The sequence below is a fragment of the Massilia sp. KIM genome (assembly GCF_002007115.1).
Taxonomy (GTDB): Bacteria; Pseudomonadota; Gammaproteobacteria; order Burkholderiales; family Burkholderiaceae_D; genus Telluria.
In genome coordinates this window covers 1,941,623-1,957,146 of record NZ_MVAD01000001.1, presented here as the reverse complement: position 1 = coordinate 1,957,146, position 15,524 = coordinate 1,941,623, and the positions used below count along the sequence as shown (strand labels likewise).

Below are 15,524 nucleotides of genomic sequence, written 5' to 3'. Positions count from 1 at the left end.
GGCGCTATTAAACCTGAGTATATTTGTGCGCTCGACAATGCGGGGCTACACTGTGACGCATCAGTAAAGACAGGCTTTGCGCATGACCGACGACACGCCCACCTATGAATTCGGCCCCTTCCGCCTGCAGCCGGCGCGCCGCGCCCTGGCGCGCGCCGGGGCTCCGGTGGCCCTGGGCGGGCGCGCCTTCGACCTGCTGGCCCTGCTGGTGGAGAGGGCGGGCGAGGTGGTCAGCAAGCGCGAGCTGATGGCGCATGCCTGGCCGCGCGTGGTGGTCGAGGAATCCAACCTGCGCGTGCACGTCAGCGCGCTGCGCAAGGCGCTGGGCGAACAGGCCGGCCAGCCGCGCTTCATCGAGAACGTCGCCGGGCGCGGTTATTCCTTCGTGGCGCCGGTGGCGCGCCACGGCGTCGCCGCCGCGCCTGCGGCCGCGGCGTCCCGGCGCGGCGCCACCCGCCTGATCGGACGCGCCGAGGTGCTCGAGACCATCGGGGCCGAACTGGGCGAGCGCCGCCTGCTCACCGTGGTGGGGCCGGGCGGCATCGGCAAGACCAGCGTGGCCGGCGCCCTGGCCGAGCAGGTGGGGCCGGGCTTTCCCGACGGCGCCGTCACCCTCGACCTGACCCTGGTGCGCGACCCGCGCCAGGTGCCGGGCGCACTCGCCTCGACCCTGCGCGTGCCGGCCGTCGCCCATGATCCGCTGGCGGCGGTGCGCCTGCACCTGAAGCGGCGCGAGCTGCTGCTGGTGCTGGACAACTGCGAGCACGTGGCCGATGCGGTGGCCGGACTGGCCGACGAGCTGCTGGCCTGCGCCCCCGGCCTGCGCATCCTGGCCACCAGCCGCGAATCGATCGGGCTGCCCTACGAGCGGGTCGTGCGCCTGCCGCCGCTGGCCCTGCCCGAGGACGACCAGGACCTGGGCGCGGACGCGCTCGAGGCCTATGGCGCGCTGGCGCTGTTCGCCGAGCGCGCCGGCGGCGCGGTCGACCCGGCCCGCCCGCAGCCGGAGCAGCTGCGCCTGATCGCCCAGATCTGCCGCCGCCTGGACGGTTTGCCGCTGTCGATCGAACTGGCGGCCGCGCGCGCCGAGGTGCTCGGCCTGCACGGCCTGGCCAAGGGGCTGGACGACTGCCTGGCCCTGCTGTCGCGCCATCGCGGCGGCGGCGACCCGCGCCACCAGACCCTGCGCGCGGTGCTGGACTGGAGCTACGCGTTGCTGGCCCCGGGCGAGCAGCGCCTGCTCGAATGCCTGGCCGTGTACCGCGGCCCCTTCACCCTCGATTGCGCGCGCGCGGTCGGCGCCGCCCTGAGCGAGGGCGCCGGCGGCCCGCATGCCGAGCTGCTGTTCAACCTGGCCGCCAAGTCGCTGCTGGCCTGCGAATGCGAGGGCGGCGAGGTGCGCTACCGCATGCTGGAGACCACCCGCAGCTATGCGGCCGACCGGCTGGCGCGCGCGCCGGAGCGCGAGGCCGTGCTGCGCGCCCACGCCCTGCGCTGCCTCGAGCTGGCCTCCCAGGCCCAGCAGGACTGGGAGCTGCTGGACGCGCCGCGCTGGCATGCGCGCTACGCGCACCGCGTGGCGGACCTGCGCGCGGCCCTCGACTGGTGCCTGGGCGGCGGCGACCCCGCGCTCGGCGTCAGCCTGGCGAGCGCCTCCAGCCTGTTGTGGATCGAGCTGTCCCAGCTCGACGAGCAGCGCATGGCGGTCGAGCGCGCGCTGCCGCATGCGCGCGAGCCGGCGGCCGAGCTGGCGCTGCAGGCCGCGCTCGGCAATGCGCTCTACCACCTGAACGGGCCGCGCGAGCAGGCCGCGGCGGCCTTCACCCGCGCCTACGAGCTGGCGCGCGCGCTCGGCAACACGGCGGAACTGGCGCGCGCCTACAGCGGGCTGTGCGCGCACTACCTGATCGAGGGGCGCTACCCCCAGGCCCTGGCCCTGGGCCACGTGTTCGCGCCCTACCGGCACCGGGCGCACGAGCCGGTGGCGCACCTGATCTACCACCGCATGATGGGCCTGACCCTGCATTTCTGCGGCCAGCAGCGGCAGGCGCGCTTCCATGCCGAACGGGTCTACAGGGCGCCGCGCAGCACCTTGCGCAATACCCGCAACAGCGGGGTCCAGTACGACCAGCATGTGGCGGCCACCAGCCTGCTGGCGCGCATCCGCTGGCTGGAGGGCTATGGCGAGCAGGCGCTGCAGCTGGCGGCGGAAGCGGCCGAACGCGCGCTGGCGATCGACCACCCGATCTCGCTGTGCTACACCCTGGCGGTGGCCGGCTGCACGGTGGCGCTGTGGAATGGCGAGATGGACGAGGCGACGCGCTACCTCGGACTGCTGGGCGAATGCGCGCACAAGCACGCGCTGCCGCAGTGGCAGGCCTGGGCGCGCTACCTGGGCGCGGTGTGCGAGGGCGAGCGCCTGGGGAGCGCGGCCGCGCTGCAATTGCCGCCGGGGCCGCTCGTGGAAACCCTGTACACGCTGGCGCCCGATCTGGCCGGCCCGGCCGACTTCGCCAAGCCGGGCCAGGGAATGGCGGGCTGGTGCGCGCCGGAACTGCTGCGCCTGCAAGCCCTGGCCCTGCGCCGCGAGGGCGGCGCCATCGCGGCGGCGGAAGCGCTGCTGGCCCGGGCCGCGGAACTGGCCGACAAGCAGGGGGCGCTGGCCTGGAGCCTGCGGGTGGCCAGCACGCGCGCGCTGCTGTGGCTCGAGGACGGCCGGAAGGAAGAGGCCGGCGCCATGCTGGCGGCGGTGGTGCGGCGCTGCCCGCCGGGCCGGCCCGGCCGCGACTTGCGCTACGCCGCCATGCTGTGCGAGCGCCTCGCGCAAAACTAGGGCCGCGGCGCATCCCGGCCGGGAAGCCTTTACTGGAGCGGCAGGTTGCGCGGCTCGCCCGCCGGCACGGTCGTCGCCGGGCGGATCTCGGTGCTCTGGTGCAGGGTGTTGCGCCAGCCTTCGGGGTGCAGGGTCCAGATCCGCACGTAGCGGCCACGGAACTGGCGCACCATATGCAGGGTCTGCATATGGGCGTGGAAGCGCCCGGTCACAACAGCGGCGCGGCCGCCGCCGACCAGGGTGATCTCCATCTCGTCGACACCGTAGTTGGATAGGCGGAATTCATCGCGGGCCAGGGCCTGCAGGAATTCGGTCTTGGTGCGCACCCGGCCATTGCTTTCCACATGGTAGTACTCGCCGCCGATCAGGTTGCGCAAGGCCTCGACGTCACGGCCGGCGACGGCCATGGCGCGCTTGTGCTCGGCGTCGCGGATGGCCGATACCTCCCGCGACGCCACGCTGGCGCCGACGCCGCCGCCGGCCGCGTCGGCATGGGCTGGGGCAGGAAGGCAGGAGGAGAGGGCGGCAAGCAGAAGGACCGGTAACAAGCGCATGGAAACGTGGGCAGTGAGATATCCAGACAGTATATAAATTCTTTTCAGTAAGAATGTAACGAACTGTACCAATTGCCTTCACAATCGGACAATTTCTGTTGTCCGTGGGCCCGCCGCCCGCCGCCCGCCGCCGGCGGCAGGGAGCCCGCGCGGCTGGTCGGGCCGGCACTGGGCGGCCGCCCGGTGAAGGCAGTGTGGCAGGCGGGCGCCCTGGCTGACGCGCAGGCGCGGCCGGCCGGGCCACACAGCGGCGCGCAGGAAAAAAGCTGGGACACGGCTTGACCTTCCCATCGTGGGAAGGAATATGCTTCGGGTAGTCAATCGAGGAGCACGACGATGAACCCCATTTCCCCCAGCGCAGGCGACACCACGCTGCGCATCGAAGGCATGACCTGCGCGTCCTGCGTGGCGCGGGTCGAGAAGGCCCTGCAGGCGGTGCCCGGCATCGACAGCGCCAGCGTCAACCTGGCCACCGAGAAGGCCAGCGTGCGGGGCAGCGCCACGGCCGACGCCCTGGTCGAGGCGGTGCGCAAGGCCGGCTACGAGGCCGCGCTCGACCTGCCCGCGGCGCCCGGCGCGCCTGCGCCGGCGGAGGAGGGCGGCTTGCCGTCCTGGTGGCCGGTGGCGGTGGCGGCCCTGCTGAGCGCGCCCCTGGTGGCGCCGATGCTGGGCCAGCCCTTCGGCATCGACTGGATGTTGCCCGGCTGGCTGCAATGGGCGCTGGCGACCCCGGTCCAGTTCTGGCTCGGCGCGCGCTTCTACCGCGCCGGATGGAAGGCCGCGCGCGCGCTCAGCGGCAACATGGACCTGCTGGTCGCGATCGGCACCAGCGCCGCCTATGGGCTGTCGGTCTACCTGCTGCTCACCGGGCAGGGCCACGGCAGCCGCCACCTGTATTTCGAGTCCTCGGCGGTGGTGATCACCCTGGTCCTGTTGGGCAAGTGGCTGGAGGGCCGGGCCAAGCGCCAGACCGTGGGCGCGATCCGCGCCCTGGAAGCGCTGCGCAGCAGCGATGCCCTGGTCCGGCGCGGCGGCCGCGAGCTGCGCGTGCCGCTGGCCGAGCTGGCGCGCGGCGACCTGATGGTCGTGCTGCCGGGCGAGCGCGTGCCGGCCGACGGCCGCGTGCTCGAGGGTTCCAGCCACCTGGACGAATCCCTGCTCACCGGCGAAAGCCTGCCGGTGGCGCGCAAGCCCGGCGACAAGGTGACCGGCGGCGCGGTCAACGGCGAAGGCCTGCTGCTGGTCGAGGCGACCGCGGTGGGGGCGGAGTCGATGCTGTCGCAGATCATCCGCATGGTCGAGGACGCGCAGGCGGTGAAGGCGCCGATCCAGCGCCTGGTCGACAAGGTAAGCGCGGTGTTCGTGCCGGTGGTGCTCCTGATTTCGCTCCTGACCCTGCTCGGCTGGGGCCTGGCCACTGGCGACTGGCAGGCGGCGCTGCTCAATGCGGTGGCGGTGCAGGTGATCGCCTGCCCCTGCGCCCTGGGCTTGGCCACGCCGACCGCGATCATGGTCGGGACCGGCGCGGCGGCGCGCCACGGTATTTTGATCAAGGACGCCGAGGCCCTGGAAACCGCCCATGCGCTGCAGGTGGTGGTGTTCGACAAGACCGGCACCCTGACCGAGGGCCGGCCCCAGGTGGTGGCGGTCGAGGGCGGCGACGCGTCGCGGCTGCTGCAACTGGCCTGGGCGGTGCAGCAGTACAGCGCCCACCCGCTGGCCAGGGCGGTGGCCGAGGCGGCCGCCGCACGCGGCCTGGCCCTGCCGCGCGCCGAGGGCGCCGCGGCCTTGCCCGGGCGCGGCGTGCGCGCCGAGGTCGAGGGCGCCACGCTCTACCTCGGCAACCGCCGCCTGATGGAGGAGCTCGGCGTGCCCGTGCTGGACGGCGCCGCCGCCCACGAGCAAGCCGGCCGCACCGTGTCCTGGCTGGCCGAGGAGCGCGCGGGCCGGGTGCGGGTGCTGGGCCTGCTGGCCTTCGGCGACCGCGTCAAGCCGGGCGCGGCGGCGGCGGTGGCGCGCCTGCGGGCGATGGGCGTGGAGCCGGTGATGCTGACCGGCGACAATGCCGGCGCCGCCCGCGCCGTGGCTGCGGAACTGGGCATCGCCGACTTCCATGCCGAGGTGCTGCCGGGGGACAAGGCGCGGGTGGTAGAGGCGCTGCGCGCGCAGGGGCGCAGCGTGGGCATGGTGGGCGACGGCATCAACGACGCCCCGGCGCTGGCGGCGGCCGACGTCGGCATCGCGATGGCGGGCGGCACCGACGTCGCCATGCACACCGCCGGCGTGACCCTGATGCGCGGCGATCCCGGCCTGGTGCCGGACGCGATCGCGGTCTCGCAGCGCACCTACCGCAAGATCCGCCAGAACCTTGGCTGGGCCTTCGTCTACAACGTGGTCGGCATTCCGCTGGCGGCCTTCGGGCTGCTCAATCCGGTGCTGGCGGGAGCGGCGATGGCCCTGAGCTCGGTGAGCGTGGTGGCCAACGCGCTGCTGCTGCGGCGCTGGGCGCCGGCGGCCGGCGCCCGGACCGATGAACAGACAAGCATTTCAACCACTGGGGCACAGACGCCCCGCGAACCAGGAGGAAACACCATGTATGAACTGACCGTGGAAGGCATGAGCTGCGGCCACTGCGTCGGCCGCGTCACCAAGTCGGTGCAGGGCGTCGACCAGGACGCCAAGGTCACGATCGACCTGCCGACCAAGAAGGTGAAGATCGAGAGCGGCGCCGACCTGGACGCGATCGCGGCGGCGATCGACGAGGCCGGATATCCGGTGAGCGCGCGCTCGGCGGCCTGAACCCGATACCGCGTCCCGAACAGGGCGCCGGTTCCGTTGGCGCTGTCACCGTTGGCTATGGATGAGTACTGAACTGCTGAGCTTCTCCGTGGTCCAAGTCCTGTCACCTCTCGACAGGAGCGATCATGAAGGCGCCGGGGTTCCAGAAGTGGTTCGACAAGCTGCCCTCGCTGAACCAGCCGCAGCGTTTGCGCGTGCTCGCGGCGCTGCGGCCGGCGGCCGGGCTGGCCCAGATCGTCGTGCTGCTCACGGCACTCCGCGCGGCGGACCGGCGCTGTCCGCGTTGCGCCAGCCCATTGTGGCACCGCCATGGTCACGCCAATGATCTGCAACGTTACCGTTGCCGCCAGTGCGGCCGCACGTACAACGACCTGAGCGGCACGCCGCTGGCGCGCCTGAGGCTGCGCGGTAAATGGCTCGATTATCTGCAGGCGCTGCTGGCCTCACGGCCCGTGCGGGCGGCGGCAAGTGAGGTCGGCGTTCACCGCAACACCGCCTTTCGCTGGCGTCACCGCTTCCTGGACCAGGTCAAGCACGACCGGCCGGCGCGCTTGAGCGGCATCGTCGAAGCCGATGAAATGTTCCTGCTCGAATCACAGAAGGGGGCGCGCAAGCTCGACCGGCCGCCGCGCAAGCGGGGCGGCGCGGCCAGCAGGCGGGGAATTTCGCGCGAGCTCGACTGTATTCTGGTCGCGCGCGATCGTGGCGGCCAGACCATCGATGCCGTCACCGGACGCGGCGCTTTAAGCGCACGGCAACTCGAGCGACATCTCCTGCCAAAGCTCGACCCGCAGGCGCTCCTGGTCACCGATTCAAACGCCGCCTACCGGGCCTTTTCTCGCCAGCATGGCATCGCGCATGAGGCGGTGAACCTGCGCGCCGGCGTGCGGGTGCGGGCCGGCGTTTCCGGCGCCATCCACGTGCAGAACGTCAATGCCTATCACCACCGATTCCGGGGCTGGCTGGCCCGCTTTCACGGCGTGGCCTCGCGCTACCTGCCGAACTACCTGGGTTGGCGCTGGGCGCTCGATGGTGGACGGATCAATACTGTCGAGCAACTCCTGCGCATCGCACTCGGAGTCATCAACAGGTAACGATGACAGCGCCGTTCCGTTCGCGGGATCGGCGCCTTTTTCATTGCATGCACGCCTGCGCGCAAGCCGCCGGCGGCCGTGCAAGCCGCCGGCGGAGTGCTGGCTCAGTGGCGATGCGAGCCGGGTTTGCGCGCATTCATGGCTTCGCCCTTCGGCGCCTTGCCGGGCGCCGCATCCGGCGCGCTGTGCGGCGCCGGCAGCTCCCCGGTCCATTCGCTCGCCACCGTGCCCGGCGGATTGCGGTACCAGCCCGGGTCGCGGTAGTCGCCGCGCTTCTGGTCCGCCCGCACCTTGAAGACGGTGAACATCCCGCCCATCTCCAGGTTCCCGAAAGGTCCGCGCCCGGTCATCATCGGCAGGGTGTTGGCGGGCAGTTCCATCTCCATGTCCCCCATCGAGCCGCCCTTGTCGCCCATGACCATGTAGCCCGGCACCAGCTTGTTGATCTTCTGCGCCACGCCGCGGTGGTCGACGCCGATCAGGTTCGGCACCTCGTGCCCCATGGCGTTCATGGTGTGGTGCGACTTGTGGCAGTGGAAGGCCCAGTCGCCCGGATTGTCGGCCACGAACTCGATCGCCCGCATCTGGCCCACCGCCACGTCGGTGGTCACTTCCGGCCAGCGCGCCGAAGGCGGCACCCAGCCGCCATCGGTGCCGGCCACCTCGAAGCGGTGGCCGTGGATGTGGATCGGGTGGTTGGTCATGGTCAGGTTGCCGACCCGGATGCGCACCTTCTCGTTCAGGCGCGCCACCATCGGGTCGATGCCCGGGAACACGCGGCTGTTGAAGGTCCACAGGTTGAAGTCGAGCATGGTGTTGGTGCGCGGCGTGTAGCTGCCCGGCTCGATGTCGTAGGACGAGAGCAGCAGCACGTAGTCGCGGTCGACCGCATGCTTGCGCGGGTCCTTGGGGTGGGTCACCCAGAAGCCCATCATGCCCATCGCCATCTGGTTCATCTCGTCCGCGTGCGGGTGGTACATGAAGGTGCCGGCGTGGCGCGCCACGAACTCGTAGACGAAGGTCTTGCCGGGCGCGATCCCGGGCTGGTTCAGGCCGGTCACTCCGTCCATCCCGCTCGGCAGGATCTGGCCGTGCCAGTGGATGCTGGTGTGCTCGGGCAGCTTGTTGGTCACGAAGATGCGCACCCGGTCGCCCTCGACCACCTCGATGGTCGGGCCCGGGCTCTGGCCGTTGTAGCCCCACAGGTTGGCCTTCATGCCGGGCGCGAGCTCGCGCACCACCGGTTCGGCCACCAGGTGGAATTCCTTGACGCCGTCCTTCATGCGCCAGGGCAGGGACCAGCCATTCAGGGTCACGACCGGGTTGTAGGGACGCCCGTTGGGCGGCGCCAGCGGCGGCGCGGTGGCGGACGAGGACTGGACCGGGGCTTCGGGCAGGCCGGCGGCGCCGGCCCGGCTGACCAGGGTGGCGCCCAGCATCGAGACGCCGGCGCCGGTGAGGAAGGATCTGCGGTTGCTCATTGCTGGTGTTCCTTGTTGGTGTGCGCGGGCGCGTGGCCCACGCGGCCGCCGAGCGCGCCCTCAAGGGCGGCGTGGGCGAGCCAGAAGTCCTTGAGGGCGTCGAGATAGCCGTTGACGGCGCCGACCTGTTCGCGGGCGTCGGCCAGCAGCTCGAAGGTGCTGGCCAGCATGCCGTTGTAGCGCAGCAGGGTCTCGTCGGCGATCTTCTTGCGTTGCGGGATAATCTCGTCGCGGTAGCGCTGCGCGATGTCGTAGCTGGCGCGGTAGCCCAGGTAGTGCTCGCGCGCCTCGCTGCGGGCGGTGATGGCGGTCTCGGCGACCCGGTTCAGGGCCTGCATGTAGACCGCTTCCGCCTTCGCCACGCGCGCGCCGCCCCAGTCGAACAGCGGCAGTTCGAGGCCGACCTCGTAGCCCTTGGCGCGCGGCTCGCCGGTCTCGCTCTTGTTGGCGACCCCGAGCTCCAGCACGTTGACGAAGCGGGTGCTGCGGGTCAGGCCGAGGTCGGCCGCGGTGGCGGCGGCCTGCTCGCGCGCCGCGCGCACGTCGAAGCGGCGTTCCAGGGCAAGGCGTTCGATCTGCTCCGGTTCGGCCGGCGCGGCCGGCAGATCGGGCAGGCGCTCGGGCAAGGTATAGCCGGCCTGTTTTCCCCACAACCCGAGCTGGCGGGTCAGGGTTTCGCGCGCGCCGTCGGCGGCGCGCTGGGCGCGCAGGACGTCGGCGCCGGCTTCGGCGTAGGCGGCGCGCTCGCGCGCCAGGTCGAGCTGGCTGGCGTTGCCGGCCTGGGCCATGCGCCCGGTCAGCTCCGCCGCCGCCTCGTGCGCCTCGGCCACCTGGCGCGCATAGGCCACGGCCTGGCGCGCCGCCACCGCCTCGACCCAGGCGCGGCGGGTCTCGAGGGCGTGACGCTCCATCGCGGCCGCCGCCGTCAGCTTGGCCTGCTCGTAGCGGCGCGCCTCCATGCGCTGGCGCAGCGGCAGGGTCAGCAGGCCGGCGAGGTCGAAGGACAGGCTGCGTTCGATCTCGGTGTAGTGCGCATTGTGCAGGCGCGAGAAGCCGAGCGAAGGATTGGGCAGGCGCGAGGCCTGGACCAGGTCGGACTGGGCGATGCCGAGCTCCCAGTAGGTCGCCTGGAGGCCGGGGTGGCGCAGCAGGGCGATGCGCACGGCGGCGTCCATGCCGAGCGGCTCGCGCAGCAGCGCGTCGATGTGGGCGTCGAGGGCGCGCAGCTCGTCCTCGCCGCGCAGCAGGCGGGCGTCGACGCCGGTGCGCTCGTGCGCCAGTTGCGATGCCGCTTCCAGGCCGCGGTCGGGGGTGATGCTCGCGCAACCGGCCAGCGCGAAGGCCGCGGCCATTGCCGCGCAAAGTCGTGGCGCCGCCATCAGTGATGTCCTTTCGCGTGGCCCTCGTGCTGGCCGTGCTGGCCGTGTTGCTGGCCGTGTTGCTGGCCGTGCTGACCGTGCTGGCCATGCTGGCCATGCTGACCGTGCTGACCGTGCTGACCGTGTTGACCGTGTTGACCGTGCTGACCGTGTTGGCCATGTTGGCCGTGTTGCTGGCTGTGCTGGCTGTGCTGGCTGTGCTGGCCGTGCTGACCGTGTTGGCCATGCTGACCGTGTTGATCGTGCTGGCCCTGCTCCTTGCCCGATGGCGCCTGCGGCGCCGGCGCGCCATGCCCGGCGTGGGCGTCCGGCATGGTCAGGGACATCGAGTCCAGTCCGGCGACGGTCTCGTTGAGCGCGCGCCACTGGCGGTCGGGGGTGGTGGCGGCTTCAAGCGCCGGCCGGTAGGGGTGGGCCGGATGGTAGCGGGTCTCGGGAACCGCCGCGCGCGGGTCCTCGGGGCCGCGCTGCTGCGCGCCGGCGGGCGCGAGGGCGGCCAGGGCGGCCAGGGCAAGGGCGGCCATGCTGCAGATGGCAGGATGCTTCATATGCATGATGTGCTCGTTCGATGAATGTGCGTGTATCGGCCGCGCAGGGCGCGCGGACTTCGCGCGCCGCGTGAAAGGGCGGCGCGCCGGGATCAGGCGAACGGGAAGCGGGGAGGTCGTTCCGGCAGGTCGAGGTCGACCGCCGCCAGGCGGCTGGCGCCGGCGGGGGCACGCGGCACGGGCAGGGGATCGGCGCTGGCGGCCGGAATGGTCGCCGGCGCCATGGCCGCGCCGAAGCAGCAGGCCGCGCAGGAACCGCATTGCGCGTGGTGGTCGGAGGGGCTTTGCGCGCCCGGGTCGTGCATGTCGTGGTGGCCTGACGCGGCCTGGCCAAGCGGCGCCGCGCCGTGGCCGTGGTGGGCCGCGTGCATCGCATCGTGGCCGGCATCAGGCGCATCGGCGGCCGGCGCCCCCTGCGTCGTGCGGTGCGCGCACGCCAGCATGGCTGCCGAGGCGAATCCCTGGAAGGGAACCGCGATCAGCATCAGCCACAGGAGCAGGGTGCGGGCAAGCGTCTTCACGGGGGGAATTCTAGCATGGCGCGCGCGCAACACCAGCGACCGCTTGTTGGTCGTTTTTCTTTGCCAACTTACAAGCTTTTTGATAACATTTAGTTAATCTCAATGAGGGGGGGAAACGCCGTGCAATTGCTCTCTCGCCTGTTCGCGCCACGCCGGCGCCGCAACCAGCAGGAGATCGCCGGCCGGGCCGCCGAGGTCGTCGAGCACGTCCTGTACGACATCGGCATCGACCGCTTCCTGAATGGCAGCATGATGCTCGACGCCCGCCTGCGCCTGCGCTTCTTCGCCGTGACCGCGCCCGCCGGCGCCCCGCCTTTCGCCATCGTGCCCTTGCGCGAACTGCCCGAGGCCCTGGTGCTGCGCGCCTATGTCGACGACGTCGGCCTCGACGCCACGGCCGTTTCCCGCTTCGTCCCCCTGCTGGTCGAGGGTCTGATGCGCGAGCTGCTGGCGCGCTCGCCCGCGCTGCGCGCCCTGCCGCCGAGGCGCACCCTGCACTGATCCGGTGCGCGCCGGGCCTCGAAGCGGCGCTATGCTTGCGTGGCGCGGCCTGCCGGCCGCCGGCTTCCCGCCAAGCCAGCCCAGCCAAGGAAAGGTCCCGTCCATGCCCAGCGCCGCCGTCCGCCCCGTCGTTTGTCCCGCGGCCCGCCCGTCCTGTCCGGCCGATTCGGCACATTCGGCCCATTCAGCCCGCTCCGCCCAGTTGGGCGTTCCGGCGTCCAGGAGCCCGGCATGAGCGTGCGCAACCTGGACAAGCTGTTCGCGCCGCGTTCGGTGGTGCTGATCGGCGCCTCCGAGCGCGAGGGCAGCCTGGGCGCGACCCTGCTGCGCAACCTGCTCGAGGCGGAGTTCCGCGGCCAGCTCTACCTGCTCAACCCCAAGTACGAGCAGCTGGCCGGGCGGCGTTGCTACGCCGGCGTGGGCGAGCTGCCTGCCGCGCCCGACCTGGCGGTGATCTGCACCCCGCCGCCGACCGTGCCCCAGCTGGTGCGCCAGCTCGGCGAGCTGGGCACGCGGGCGGCGGTGGTGCTCACCGCCGGCTTGCACCAGGCGCGCGACCTGCGCGGGCGCAGCCTGCGCCAGGCGATGCTGGATGCCGCGAATCCCTACCTGCTGCGCCTGCTCGGGCCGAACAGCGCCGGTTTGCTGGCCCCCGCCATCGGCCTGAACGCGAGCGTGGCGCACAGCGGCGCGCTGCCGGGACGGATCGCCTTCGTCTCGCAATCGGGTTCCCTGATGACCGGGGTGCTGGACTGGGCGCGCACGCGCGGCATCGGCTTTTCCCACTTCATCGCGCTGGGCGATTCGGCCGACGTCGACCTGGGCGACGTGCTCGACTTCCTGGCCAGCGACGGCGGCACCGGCGCGATCCTGCTGTACGTGGAGAGCCTGCGCTACGCGCGCAAGTTCATGTCGGCGGTGCGCGCGGCGGCGCGCAGCAAGCCGGTGCTGGTGCTCAAGGCCAGGCGCGACGAGGAGGGGCCGCGCCCGGCCGCCAGCGAGAGCGGCGCCCTGGCCAGCCCGGACGACGTGTTCGACGCCGCCATCCGGCGCGCCGGCATGCTGCGCGTCTACAGCACCGAGCAGCTGTTCGCAGCGGTCGAGACCCTGGCCTACGCCCGGCCGCTGCACGGGGAGCGCCTGGCCATCGTCAGCAACGGCGCCGGGCCGGGCATCCTGGCGCGCGACGCCCTGACCCATGGCGGCGGCGTCGCGGCGACCCTGTCGCCGGCGACCAGGGAGGCGCTGGACGCGCTGCTGCCCTCCGGCTGGGGCGGGGGCAATCCGGTCAACCTGTTCGGCGGCGCCCCGCCGCAGCGCTACCGCGACACGCTCGAGATCCTGCTGCGCGACCCGCAGCTGGACGCGGTGCTGGTGGTGCATTCGCCGACCGCCGGCGTCGACAGCCGCGAGGTGGCCGAGGCGATCGCCCCGGTGGCGCGCCAGGCTTCGCGCACCGTGCTCTCGTGCTGGCTGGGCGGGGCCTCGGTGCTGGAAGCGCGCGCCATCGCTTCCAGCGCGCGGCTGCCGAACTACCGCACCCCCGAGGACGCGGTGGCCGGCTTCCTGCAACTGGTGAATTTCCGCCGCAACCAGAACCTGCTGATGGAAGTGCCGCCCTCCCTGATCGGCACGGTGGCCCCCGACCGCGCCGCGGCCAGGGCCCTGGTGCGCGAAGCGATCCAGGCCGGCCGCTACCTGCTGTCCGATCCGGAGACCAAGGCCATCCTGCGCGCCTACGGCATGGCGCTGGTGGAGACCCGCGCCGCCCAGGACGTCGAGGCCGCGGTGGCCGGCGCGCGCGCGATCGGCTTCCCGGTGGCGCTCAAGATCCTGACCCCGGACGTGATGCACAAGTCGGACTTCGGCGGGGTGGCGCTCGACCTCGACTCGGAAGAGGCGGTGCGCGCCGCCGCGCGGCGCATGCGGCGGCGCCTGGGCGAGGTCTTTCCCGAGGCGCGCTTCGAGGGCTATTCGGTGCAGGCCATGTGCCGCCGCTCGCACGCCCACGAGCTGATCGTCGGCGCCGCCCTCGATCCGGTGTTCGGGCCGGTGATCGTGTTCGGGCAGGGCGGGGTCTCGGTGGAGGTGATGGACGACCATTCGGTCGGCCTGCCGCCCCTGAACCTGGTGCTGGCGCGCGACCTGATCGACCGCACCCGGGTGGCGCGCCTGCTGGCCGGCTACCGCAACCGTCCCGCCGCCAACCTGGACGCGGTGATGGCGGCCCTGATCCAGGTCTCGCGCATGGTCTGCGACATTCCCGAGATCGTCGAGCTGGACCTCAATCCTCTGGTGGCCGACAGCCAGGGCGCGGTGGTGCTGGACGCGCGCATGCGCCTGGCCCTGGCCGACAAGTCAGGCAGCACCCTCGACCGGCTGGCGATCCGCCCGTATCCGCGCGAGCTGGAAGAAACGATAGACTGGAACGGCGGCAAGCTGCTGCTGCGCCCGATCCGGCCGGAGGACGGCCCCGCCCACCTGGCCTTCTTCGACGCGCTCACGCCGGACGACATCCGCTACCGCATGTTCGTGCGCATCCGCGAGCTCCAGCCCTCGCAGCTGGCGCGCTTCACCCAGATCGACTACGACCGCGAGATGGCCTTCATCGCGACACGTCCGAACGGGGAGGGCGTGCCCGAGACCCTGGCCGTGGGCCGGGTGGTGGCCGACCCCGACAACGTGAGCGCCGAATTCGCGGTCACGGTGCGCTCCGACCTCAAGGGCATGGGCCTGGGCCGGATCATGATGGAAAAGCTGATCGCCTACTGCCGCCTGCGCGGCACGCGCGAGATCGTGGGCGAGGCGCTGCCGCAGAACGCGCGCATCGTCGCCATGGTCAGGAAGCTGGGCTTCGAGGTCAGCATCGGGGAGGAGGGCATCCGCCACATGCGGCTGGCGCTGCGCTAGCGGCCGATGCTATCCTTGGCGCGGCGAGCCCGTGGAGCGCGCTTCGACAAGGACCCCATGCTGACAGCGATCGACAAGCATTTGCTGGACACCCGGCCGCGGCAGATCGAAAGCCTGCGCCGCTGGGCCCTGGAATTCCTCTACTTCGGCGTCAAGGAGGCGCGCGCCTGCCTGTTCGTCGGCCTGTTCATGGTGGCGATGCTGGTCACGCCGCGCGCCGGGGTGCTGGGCATCCCGCGCTACGACGTGCTGCTGGTGGTGGCGGTCGGCCTGCAACTGTGGATGGTCTGGGCCAGGCTCGAGACCTGGGACGAGCTGAAGGCCGTCTGCCTGTTTCACGTGGTGGGCTTCGCGCTCGAGGCCTTCAAGGTCTCGTCCAGCATCCAGTCCTGGAGCTACCCCGATTTCGCCTACACCAAGCTGTTCGGGGTGCCGCTGTTCTCGGGCTTCATGTACGCCACCATCGGCAGCTACATGATCCAGTCCTGGCGCCTGCTCGACCTGCGCGTGCGCCACCATCCGCCTTACTGGATGGCGGCCACCATCGCCATCCTGATCTACGCCAATTTTTTCACTCACCATTACATCGGCGACTACCGCTGGTACCTGGCCGCCTGCGCCCTCGGCCTATACTCGCGCACCATGGTCACCTTCCGGCCGCTCGACCGCGACCGACAGATGCCGCTGCTGCTGGCCTTCGTGCTGATCGGCTTCTTCATCTGGCTGGCCGAGAACATCGGCACCTTCTGGGGCGTGTGGCGCTACCCGAACCAGCTGGGCGCCTGGTCGGTGGTCCACCTGAGCAAGTGGAGCTCGTGGTCGCTACTGGTGATCATGACCTTCACCATCGTCGCCAGCCTCAAGCACATCAAGGAAAAGATCCACGTGCCCGGGCCCTGAGCGG

General features: G+C 71.6%; 11 protein-coding genes. 7 read left to right on the top strand and 4 right to left on the bottom strand.

The genetic code is table 11. From position 1 onward, the window contains the following. Window positions 1-82: 82 nt before the first annotated feature. The gene (locus tag B0920_RS08375; RefSeq protein WP_078032066.1) at window positions 83-2,833 is read left to right on the top strand and encodes a winged helix-turn-helix domain-containing protein; all 2,751 of its coding nucleotides are present in this window, start codon (window positions 83-85) and stop codon (window positions 2,831-2,833) included. A gap of 29 nt (window positions 2,834-2,862) precedes the next feature. On the opposite strand, the gene B0920_RS08370 is transcribed toward B0920_RS08375, so the two are convergent. Further along, window positions 2,863-3,387 (bottom strand): nuclear transport factor 2 family protein, encoded by a 525-nt coding sequence (locus B0920_RS08370; protein ID WP_078032065.1) that lies wholly within the window; start codon window positions 3,385-3,387, stop codon window positions 2,863-2,865. A gap of 336 nt (window positions 3,388-3,723) precedes the next feature. On the opposite strand from B0920_RS08370, the gene B0920_RS08365 reads away from it, so the two are divergent. Both B0920_RS08365 and B0920_RS08360 read left to right on the top strand, forming a co-directional pair. Next, window positions 3,724-6,186 (top strand): heavy metal translocating P-type ATPase, encoded by a 2,463-nt coding sequence (locus B0920_RS08365; RefSeq protein WP_078032064.1) that lies wholly within the window; start codon window positions 3,724-3,726, stop codon window positions 6,184-6,186. Between the two features lie 125 nt (window positions 6,187-6,311). Continuing rightward, window positions 6,312-7,280 carry an IS1595 family transposase gene (locus tag B0920_RS08360; protein WP_078032063.1) on the top strand — a complete coding sequence of 323 codons (969 nt, stop codon included), beginning with the start codon at window positions 6,312-6,314 and terminating at the stop codon, window positions 7,278-7,280. Between the two features lie 104 nt (window positions 7,281-7,384). Here B0920_RS08360 and B0920_RS08355 read toward each other — a convergent pair whose 3' ends face one another. After that, window positions 7,385-8,761: a multicopper oxidase family protein gene (locus tag B0920_RS08355; protein WP_078032062.1), complete on the bottom strand. Its 1,377-nt coding sequence runs from the start codon at window positions 8,759-8,761 to the stop codon at window positions 7,385-7,387. Further along, window positions 8,758-10,140 (bottom strand): TolC family protein, encoded by a 1,383-nt coding sequence (locus B0920_RS08350; RefSeq protein WP_078032061.1) that lies wholly within the window; start codon window positions 10,138-10,140, stop codon window positions 8,758-8,760. The genes B0920_RS08355 and B0920_RS08350 overlap by 4 nt, the downstream gene beginning before the upstream one ends. 5 nt (window positions 10,141-10,145) lie before the next feature. Here B0920_RS08350 and B0920_RS25920 point away from each other — a divergent pair, with 5 nt between their 5' ends. Next, window positions 10,146-10,712, top strand: a complete 567-nt coding sequence (locus B0920_RS25920; protein ID WP_179119119.1) for a hypothetical protein — start codon at window positions 10,146-10,148, stop codon at window positions 10,710-10,712. Window positions 10,713-10,780: 68 nt separating this feature from the next. Here B0920_RS25920 and B0920_RS08340 read toward each other — a convergent pair whose 3' ends face one another. Then, a complete protein-coding gene (locus B0920_RS08340) occupies window positions 10,781-11,209 on the bottom strand; it encodes a hypothetical protein (protein WP_078032059.1) in 429 nt (142 codons plus the stop codon). Window positions 11,210-11,329: 120 nt separating this feature from the next. On the opposite strand from B0920_RS08340, the gene B0920_RS08335 reads away from it, so the two are divergent. The 3 genes from B0920_RS08335 (at window position 11,330) to B0920_RS08325 (ending at window position 15,520) form a co-directional block, all read left to right on the top strand. Continuing rightward, the gene (locus tag B0920_RS08335) at window positions 11,330-11,710 is read left to right on the top strand and encodes a hypothetical protein (protein WP_143745677.1); all 381 of its coding nucleotides are present in this window, start codon (window positions 11,330-11,332) and stop codon (window positions 11,708-11,710) included. Between the two features lie 231 nt (window positions 11,711-11,941). After that, complete coding sequence (locus B0920_RS08330; protein ID WP_078032057.1) at window positions 11,942-14,620, top strand: bifunctional acetate--CoA ligase family protein/GNAT family N-acetyltransferase; 2,679 nt, start codon at window positions 11,942-11,944, stop codon at window positions 14,618-14,620. Window positions 14,621-14,677: 57 nt separating this feature from the next. Continuing rightward, a complete protein-coding gene (locus B0920_RS08325) occupies window positions 14,678-15,520 on the top strand; it encodes a DUF817 domain-containing protein (RefSeq protein ID WP_078032056.1) in 843 nt (280 codons plus the stop codon). Window positions 15,521-15,524: the final 4 nt, after the last annotated feature.